At 59.1% G+C, this 7975-nt stretch carries 5 protein-coding genes and 2 pseudogenes; 4 read left to right on the top strand and 3 right to left on the bottom strand.

Annotated features, from left to right (window positions below):
- The 3 genes and pseudogenes from P1U71_RS08840 to P1U71_RS08830 form a co-directional block, all read left to right on the top strand.
- Window positions 1-536 (top strand): annotated as a pseudogene (locus P1U71_RS08840) (DNA replication and repair protein RecF); the annotation flags it as partial.
- 15 nt (window positions 537-551) lie between these two features.
- Window positions 552-2978 (top strand): DNA topoisomerase (ATP-hydrolyzing) subunit B, encoded by a 2427-nt coding sequence (gene gyrB, locus P1U71_RS08835; RefSeq protein ID WP_301105219.1) that lies wholly within the window; start codon window positions 552-554, stop codon window positions 2976-2978.
- Between the two features lie 105 nt (window positions 2979-3083).
- On the top strand, window positions 3084-5198 hold the full coding sequence (locus tag P1U71_RS08830; RefSeq protein ID WP_301105218.1) for a transglycosylase domain-containing protein: 2115 nt from the start codon (window positions 3084-3086) through the stop codon (window positions 5196-5198).
- A gap of 4 nt (window positions 5199-5202) precedes the next feature.
- On the opposite strand, the gene P1U71_RS08825 is transcribed toward P1U71_RS08830, so the two are convergent.
- Genes P1U71_RS08825 through P1U71_RS08815 form a run of 3 tightly spaced genes read right to left on the bottom strand, consistent with a single transcriptional unit; the run spans window position 5203 to window position 7628 of the window.
- Window positions 5203-6414: a multidrug effflux MFS transporter gene (locus tag P1U71_RS08825; RefSeq protein WP_301105217.1), complete on the bottom strand. Its 1212-nt coding sequence runs from the start codon at window positions 6412-6414 to the stop codon at window positions 5203-5205.
- A gap of 43 nt (window positions 6415-6457) precedes the next feature.
- Window positions 6458-7189, bottom strand: a complete 732-nt coding sequence (locus tag P1U71_RS08820) for a M48 family metallopeptidase (protein WP_301105216.1) — start codon at window positions 7187-7189, stop codon at window positions 6458-6460.
- Window positions 7179-7628: a YcgN family cysteine cluster protein gene (locus P1U71_RS08815; protein WP_301105215.1), complete on the bottom strand. Its 450-nt coding sequence runs from the start codon at window positions 7626-7628 to the stop codon at window positions 7179-7181. The genes P1U71_RS08820 and P1U71_RS08815 overlap by 11 nt, the downstream gene beginning before the upstream one ends.
- A gap of 49 nt (window positions 7629-7677) precedes the next feature.
- Here P1U71_RS08815 and P1U71_RS08810 point away from each other — a divergent pair.
- A pseudogene (locus tag P1U71_RS08810) lies at window positions 7678-7975 on the top strand (hypothetical protein); the annotation flags it as partial.

Below are 7975 nucleotides of genomic sequence, written 5' to 3'. Positions count from 1 at the left end.
CGGCACGGCTGAACGGGGCGATGATCGCGGCGGAGCAAGAGGCTGGCCCGCGCGCCTTTCCAAAGGCGGAGCTGACGATCAAAGGCCTGTTGGAAGAGTGGCTTGAGGAAATGAGTGCGTTGGCGGTGGAAGACAGATACCGCGCGGAGTTGGAGGCGGCCCGGCGTCTGGATGCGCAAGCGGGGAGTACACGGCTCGGCCCGCACCGGAGCGATCTGGCAGTCCTGCATAAGGACAAGGGCGTTCCGGCCGGGCTCTGCTCAACGGGGGAGCAGAAGGCGCTCCTGATCTCGATCATCCTCGGGGATGCGCGATTGCAGGCGGGAATGCAAGGGCGGGCGCCGATCCTGCTGCTGGACGAAATAACGGCCCATCTCGATGAGAAGCGGCGCATGGCGCTGTTTGACGAGATTGAGGAGATGAAGACACAGGCCTGGATGACAGGCACCGATTATGCCCTGTTTTCCGAACTTGGAAACCGGGCGCAGTTTTTGACGGTCGACGATGGCACCATCCGCCAGACGGCCGCTCGCTAGAAGGAAAGACGACGTATGAGTAACACGGAAAGTCCTATGGAAGCAGAAGAATATGGCGCGGAATCGATCAAGGTCCTGAAGGGCCTTGATGCGGTGCGCAAACGCCCGGGCATGTATATCGGCGATACGGACGATGGCTCGGGTCTGCATCACATGGTCTATGAGGTCGTGGATAACGCCATTGACGAGGCGCTGGCCGGTCATTGCGACCTGATTTATGTCTCGCTCAACCCCGAAGGCTCAGTCACGGTGCGCGATAACGGTCGTGGCATCCCGGTCGATATGCATGAAGAAGGGGTCTCCGCCGCTGAGGTGATCATGACCCAGCTTCACGCGGGCGGCAAGTTCGACCAGAACTCTTACAAGGTTTCCGGCGGCCTGCATGGCGTGGGTGTCTCTGTGGTCAACGCGCTGTCGACCCGTCTGGACATGACCATCTGGCGCAATGACAAAGAGCATCGTCTCAGCTTCGAGCATGGGGAGCCTGTCGGCGCCCTTGAAATTACCGGCGATGCCAAGGATAAGAGCGGAACGGAAATTACCTTCACCCCGTCGCCCGAGACCTTCACGAATATCAAGTTCGAATTCTCGACGCTGGAACATCGCCTGCGGGAGCTCGCCTTCCTCAATTCCGGCGTTTATATCCAGATCAATGATTTGCGCTCCGCTGAGCCGGTAACGGTCGATTTGCATTATGAGGGCGGCATTTCCGCTTTTGTCAAATATCTCGACCGGTCGAAAACCCCGATGATCACGGAAACCATTGATCTGGCCGCAGAAAAAGAAGGTGTAACGGTTGAAGCCTCTCTTGAGTGGAACGACAGCTATCATGAAAACGTGCTCTGCTTCACCAATAATATCCCGCAGCGCGACGGCGGCACCCATCTCGCCGGGTTCCGCGCCGCGCTGACCCGCTGCATCAACCAATATGCCACCGCGAGCGGAACCGCCAAGAAGGAAAAGATCGTTGTTACCGGCGATGACGCGCGCGAAGGGCTGACCTGTGTCGTCTCGGTCAAGGTGCCGGATCCGAAATTCTCGTCCCAGACCAAGGACAAGCTGGTCTCCAGTGAAGTGCGCCCGATCGTCGAAAGCTCGGTATTCGAAGCGCTCAGCCAATGGTTTGAGGAGCATCCGAACGATGCCAAGATCGTTATCACGAAGGTTTTCGAGGCCGCCGCAGCCCGTGAGGCCGCCCGCAAGGCGCGCGAACTCACCCGCCGCAAGGGCGCACTCGATATTTCCAGCCTGCCGGGCAAACTCGCCGATTGCCAGTCGAAAGACCCGGCGATTTCCGAGCTTTTCCTCGTCGAGGGTGACAGCGCCGGAGGCTCCGCCAAACAGGGGCGGGACCGCCATAATCAAGCCGTTCTGCCGCTCCGCGGTAAAATCCTCAATGTGGAACGGGCGCGGTTTGACCGCATGCTCTCCTCCACCGAGATCGGCACCATGATCACCGCGCTCGGCACCGGGATCGGCCCGGAAGAGTTCGATATCGAGAAGGCGCGCTATCATAAAATCATCATCATGACGGACGCCGATGTGGACGGATCGCATATCCGCACGCTCCTGCTCACCTTCTTCTATCGGCAGATGCCGGAACTGGTCGAAAAAGGCTATCTCTATATCGCCCAGCCGCCGCTTTATAAGGTGGCAAAGGGGAAATCGTCGGTTTACCTCAAAGATCAGCCCGCGATGGATGATTATCTGATCGATCAGGGCATGGAAGAGGTGATGCTGGAGCTTGACTCGGGCGAACGGCGAAGCGGAGAGGACCTGCGCGCGCTTGTGGCCCGCGCCCGTCAGGCCCGCGATCTTATTGATGCCATTGCCAGAATCCAGAACCGCCCGGTCGTCGAGCAGGTGGCGATCGCCGGTGCGCTGAGTGATGAGGTGCTGAGCGATCCCGTGCGTGGGCCCGAAGCCGCCAAATTCGTCGCAAACCGGCTCGATGCCATCTCCTCGGAGACGGAGCGGGGCTGGACCGGTGAGATTTTACCCGATTTCAGCCTGAAATTCAGCCGTGAAGTACGCGGCGTGACGGAAGTCCAGCTGGTCGACAGCAACCTCATCCATTCCGCCGAGGCACGCCAATTGAACGCCATGAAAGACGAATTGCAGGCGATCTATGCGCAGGCCTCCACCTTTATCCATAAAGACAAGCGGCAGGTGATCTATTCACCGCTGGAACTGATGGAAGCGGTCACTAATCTCGGCAAGCGCGGCCTCACCATCCAGCGCTATAAAGGCCTCGGCGAGATGAACCCCGAGCAACTTTGGGAGACCACCCTCGATCATGAGGCGCGGACGCTTCTGCAGGTGCGCATCAACCACGGGGATGAGGCCGATGAGGTTTTCTCCACCCTGATGGGCGATGTGGTGGAGCCACGGCGCAATTTTATCCAGGACAATGCCCTGAAAGTCAGCTTTCTGGATGCCTGATGTCGGAAAATGCGGCTTAAAAACGCAATTTTGCCTTATATGTGAGAGATAAGACACCCTTTGGCCCGCATTTTGAGTAATGCAAAGTAGCAATCGAGTTCGATTATGAAGAAGGCATCCAAAGGACCAGGCAGACGAAAACCGGCCGCAAGGCCGGGCTCAAATGCTTATCCGCAGCGGCCGAAGCCCGCGCGAAGCAAGAAAAGCGCGAAGGCAACATCAGGACGGAGCCCAAAAAAGGCAGCGACCCGACGCCCGCGCAAGAAAGCCCAGAAATCCAGCGGTCTCTGGGGCCCTATCGTCAACTGGGGCGGGGCAATTGCTCTGTGGGGTCTTCTGATCGGTGGCATTTTTATCGGGTATTTTGCCTATACCCTGCCTGATATTTCCGGCATCGGCGAGATTGAGAAGCGCCCCTCCATGGTGTTGCAGACGCGCGACGGCATCCGCTATTCGACCTATGGCGATCTTTATGGCGATATGCTGCCGATTCATGCGATGCCCGATAATATCAAGCAGGCGGTACTCGCGACCGAAGACAGCCATTTCTACAATCATTTCGGTCTGAACCCGATCAGCCTCGTCCGCGCCGCCTGGCGCAATTACGAGGCCGGGCGCGTTGTGCAGGGCGGCAGCACGATCACGCAACAGCTCGCGAAGAACCTGTTTCTGACACCAGAGCGTACATTGGGACGGAAAATCCGCGAAACCCTGCTCGCCTTCTGGCTGGAGGCGGAATACTCAAAAGATGAAATCCTCGCGCTCTATCTTAACCGCATGTATTTCGGCTCCGGCACCTATGGCATTGATGCGGCCTCCCGGAAGTATTTCTCCCATCCGGCAACGGAACTGACCACCGCCGAGGCAGCGATGCTGGCCGGCCTTCTCAAAGCTCCGAGCTATTATGCGCCCACCCGCAGCCTGGAGCGAGCGCAGGGCCGGGCGAGTGTCGTTCTCACGCGCATGGTGGATGAAGATTATCTCAGCGAGGCGGACGCCGCCAAAATCCGCGCCAAACCGGCAGTTCTGATCAATGCGAGCCGGGATTTCCGGAATGTCCGCTATTTTGCGGACTGGGTCGTAAGCGAGGTACAGGCTTATATCGGCCGGACGGACAAGGATCTGGTGATCACGACAACGCTCGATCTTGCCATGCAGGGCGATGCGGAACGCGCGATCGAGGCGCGGCTGAAAGCCGAAGGCACGAAAATGGCCGTGAATCAGGGGGCATTTGTTGCCATGACGCCGGATGGGGCGGTGAGCGCCATGGTCGGCGGACGGTCCTATGCCGAGTCTGTCTATAACCGGGCAACCGTCGCGCGGCGGCAACCCGGATCCGTGTTCAAGACGATTGTCTATGCGGCCGCATTTGAGAATGGCCTGTCGCCGGACGATGTTTTTAACGATGGCCCGGTCAATATCGACGGCTGGACGCCCGAAAACTACACCAAGCTCTATAACGGCGATATGAGTCTGCGGGAGGCTTATGCCCGGTCCATCAATACGGTCGCGGTTCGGGTGACGGAGCGGGTCGGGCGGGACAAGGTCGCCGGTATGGCGAAAAACCTCGGCCTGACCGGAAATTTCCCGTTGCATCCGTCCATTTCGCTCGGCACCTATGAAGTCTCCCTCCTTGAGATGACCGCCGCCAACGCGGTCATTGCCAATGGCGGGCAGGCGGTGTTGCCGTATGGCGTGCTTCAAATCCGCGAAAAGGGTGGCCCCGTGCTGTACCAACGGCAAACCTCCGGTCAGGGACGGATCATCAGCGCGGCGACCATCAACAAGATGCAGGATGTCATGACCGCGACCATAAAATGGGGCACCGGCAAAGCCGCCAACCCGGGCTTTGCCGCGGCGGGCAAGACCGGCACAACACAGGATTACCGCGACGCCTGGTTCATCGGCTTTACGCCGGATCTGGTCGCCGGCGTCTGGTTCGGCAATGATGATGGCTCCGCCACCAAGCGGGTGAACGGCAGCAATCTTCCCGCCGTGACCTGGAAGGATTTCATCACCCATTCGGAGACATCACAGGCGATTGCCTTCAGCAGGCAGGAAGAGGAAAACTCCGGGACAAGCATCTGGGACAAGATCGTTCAGGCTTTTTCCAGCAAGAATGCCCCGGCGGCGGGCGGCACCAACACACCCGCCGATCTAAACACGCCGGAGAAAAAGGACTCCTTCGACTATATGGATAAGCAGCGGCAGCAGCCGTAAGGGATTACTCCTCTTCGAAGGCCTCTTCCGCCGCACCATGGGCCGTCAGGCGGAAGACCAAAACCGAGCTTATCCCCATCAGGCCGATGGCATAAACCATCGAAAATTGCGTCTGGTCATAAAAGAACGCGATCATAAAGCCGAGGAGCGCCGCAAAGCCGAGCATTAAAAAGCCCATCAAGGCCGAGGCGGAGCCTGCCTTTTCAGGAAATGGCGCCATGGCGCCCGCCTGCGACTGCGGCAGGACAACCCCCATGCCGACCGTATAGACTATCATCGGCAGGATGATGGCAATCACCGTGTTGAACCCCGCCCAGGCCGCCAGTACCATGCTGCCCCCGCCAACGGCGCAAAACACTGCGCCGATGCCGACAGAGACGGAAAGCCCCTTCGCCTTTGTCATTTTGGGGCCAAGCAATGTCCCGCTCATATAGCCAAGCACGACAATCCCGAAGAAATAACCGAAATTCTCTGCGGGAACGCCCATCACCTCAATCAGAACAAGCGGGGAGCCGGAAATAAAGGAGAAAAGGCCGCCAAAACAGAGGCCCCCGGTCAGCGCATAGCCCAGAAATTCGCGATGCCGAAACAGATCGAGATAATTCCGGGCGATATGGCTGGGGCGCAACGCATTGAGGTCTTTTGTCTGTAGAGACTCATCGACAAGCAGCAATGTCACCAGCCCGACAATGAGCGACGCGAGACCGAGCACAAAAAACACCGATTGCCAGCCGTAAAAGGCGGCGATATATCCCCCGAGCACCGGCGCAATGGCGGGCGCGAGACCCATGATCGTGCCCATGCGGGAAAGCTGCTGCGCCGCCTGTTCCCGTGCGAACAGATCACGCACCATGGCGCGGGGCACGACGATGGCCGCGCAAACGCCGAGCGCCTGTATAAAGCGCAAAATCACCAGCTGGTCGATATTAACAGCAAAAAGGCAGGCAAAACTCGCCACAACATAGATAAAAAGCCCCGCGACAATGATCGGTTTGCGCCCGAACCGGTCCGTGAGCGGCCCGTAAATCAGCTGGCAACCGCCAATCCCGAAGGTGAAAATACTGAGCGTGAGCTGCACTTCCGCCGCGCTGGCGCTGAAAAACGCCGCCAGTTGCGGGAACGTCGGCAGATACATATCCGTCGACAACGGCCCGAGCGCCACCGCCGCAGCCAGATAAATCGTAAAAGGAACGGAAGAGGGGGCAAGGCGTTTCATGAAAGGCTTTCGAAAGGGACCGGAAGAGTCATACCCTCTTCGATCATTCAACGCCATACTTATGTAGATCCGCCCCATTGCTTTTGAGCCATTTCTTGGCGTGTTCAACGCGCGGGTGAAGCTCGTCCACCAGCGCCCAGAAGGCGGCGGAATGGTTCATATGCCGCAAATGCGCCACCTCATGGGCGACAATATAACGCATCACCTCCTCCGGCATCAGCAGCAACCGCCAGGAGAAGTTAAGCCGTCCGGTCGAAGAACAGCTCCCCCAGCGGGTGACCTGATCGCGGAGTGTAATGCCGCTGTAGCGAGCATCGATTTTCCCGGCATAGTCGGCCGCCCAGACGCTGATCTCTGTTTTCGCCAACTTGCGCGTCCAGTCCTTCATCCGGCGCGGCAGATGCTCCGCGGCGCCTGCGACATAGATATGCCCATCCTCCGCCCAGACGAAGCCGCGCTGCTCCGGCACATGGGTGATCCGGTGGGGCCGGCCCAGAAGGGGCAGCATGACGCCATCACGAAAGGGTACAGTTTCCGGTATCCGTTTGATATTGCTGGCAATCCAGTCGATTTCCTGGCGCAGGAATATCATGCCCGCCTTGAGCGAGGCGCGTTTCGGCAGCAACAGGACAACGCCCCGTCGCGGATCAATCCGGAGCTTGATCCGCACCGCACGGGGGGATCGTTTTACCTCGATCGGGATGTTTCGTCCCTCGCAGACAAGATACGGCGGCGTGTCCGTCACCAATTCCAGATTGCGGCGATCAGCCGACATCTTCATCGGGCCAGTCGACGATATGGTCCTCTAAATCGCCCGCGCGGCGCTCTGAAATGGCGCGGCCACGCACGGAAACGCCTGCCTGATGAACCGTGTCGGGGTCACCCGAGACAAGCGGGTGCCACCAGGGCAACGGCTTGCCCTCAGAGATCAAACGATAGCCGCAGGTTTTCGGCATCCAGCGCAGCTTCGGAATAATGTCCGGGGTCAGGGTGATGCAATCGGGGACGAGGCGGGAACGTTCCGGATAGCGGGTGCATTGGCAGTTCCCAAGATCAAGCAACCGGCAAACGACGTCGGTATAGGCAAGTTCGAGGGTATCCTCGTCCTCCAGCTTGAGCAGGCAGCATTTACCGCAACCGTCGCAGAGGGATTCCCACTGCGACGTCGTCATGTCTTCAAGCGCGACGGTCTCCCAGAATGGTTTTTCGCTCACGCCACCTCAGGCCTTTTTCGCTGGTTGACGCCGTGCCCGGGGGGCCGGTTTGGCCGTTGTCCGGGATTTGCGGGCGGTCGGGGACTTCGCGGACTTTACCGTTGTCGATGCAGAGGCCGCCTTTGCGGGCGTGGTCTTCTTCGGCGTAGCTTCAGCGGGGGTCCCCTTTGCCGGTTCTGCCTTCGCCGTCACCGTTTTGGTCGCCGCCGCCTTCGGTGCCACGGGCACCGGTTTCTTGCCATTCATCGTCTTCGACGGGGCCGCCTTTTTCGCAACCGGCTTTGGCGCAGGCGCTTTTCTTGCGGTGGGCTTGGCTTTGGCGGTTTTTGTGGCGGCGGGCTTGGCCG

The sequence above is a fragment of the Sneathiella sp. genome, from assembly GCF_029233945.1.
Taxonomy (GTDB): Bacteria; Pseudomonadota; Alphaproteobacteria; order Sneathiellales; family Sneathiellaceae; genus Sneathiella.
The sequence above is the reverse complement of the archived record's forward strand: the minus strand, read 5'-3'. Positions and strand labels throughout refer to the sequence as shown.

Bases quoted from the DNA above. Each gene is read 5' to 3' on its own strand.
- gyrB (WP_301105219.1), top strand. From the start codon at position 552: ATGAGTAACACGGAAAGTCCTATGGAAGCAGAAGAATATGGCGCGGAA.
- P1U71_RS08830 (WP_301105218.1), top strand. From the start codon at position 3,084: ATGAAGAAGGCATCCAAAGGACCAGGCAGACGAAAACCGGCCGCAAGG.
- P1U71_RS08825 (WP_301105217.1), bottom strand. From the start codon at position 6,414: ATGAAACGCCTTGCCCCCTCTTCCGTTCCTTTTACGATTTATCTGGCT.
- P1U71_RS08820 (WP_301105216.1), bottom strand. From the start codon at position 7,189: ATGTCGGCTGATCGCCGCAATCTGGAATTGGTGACGGACACGCCGCCG.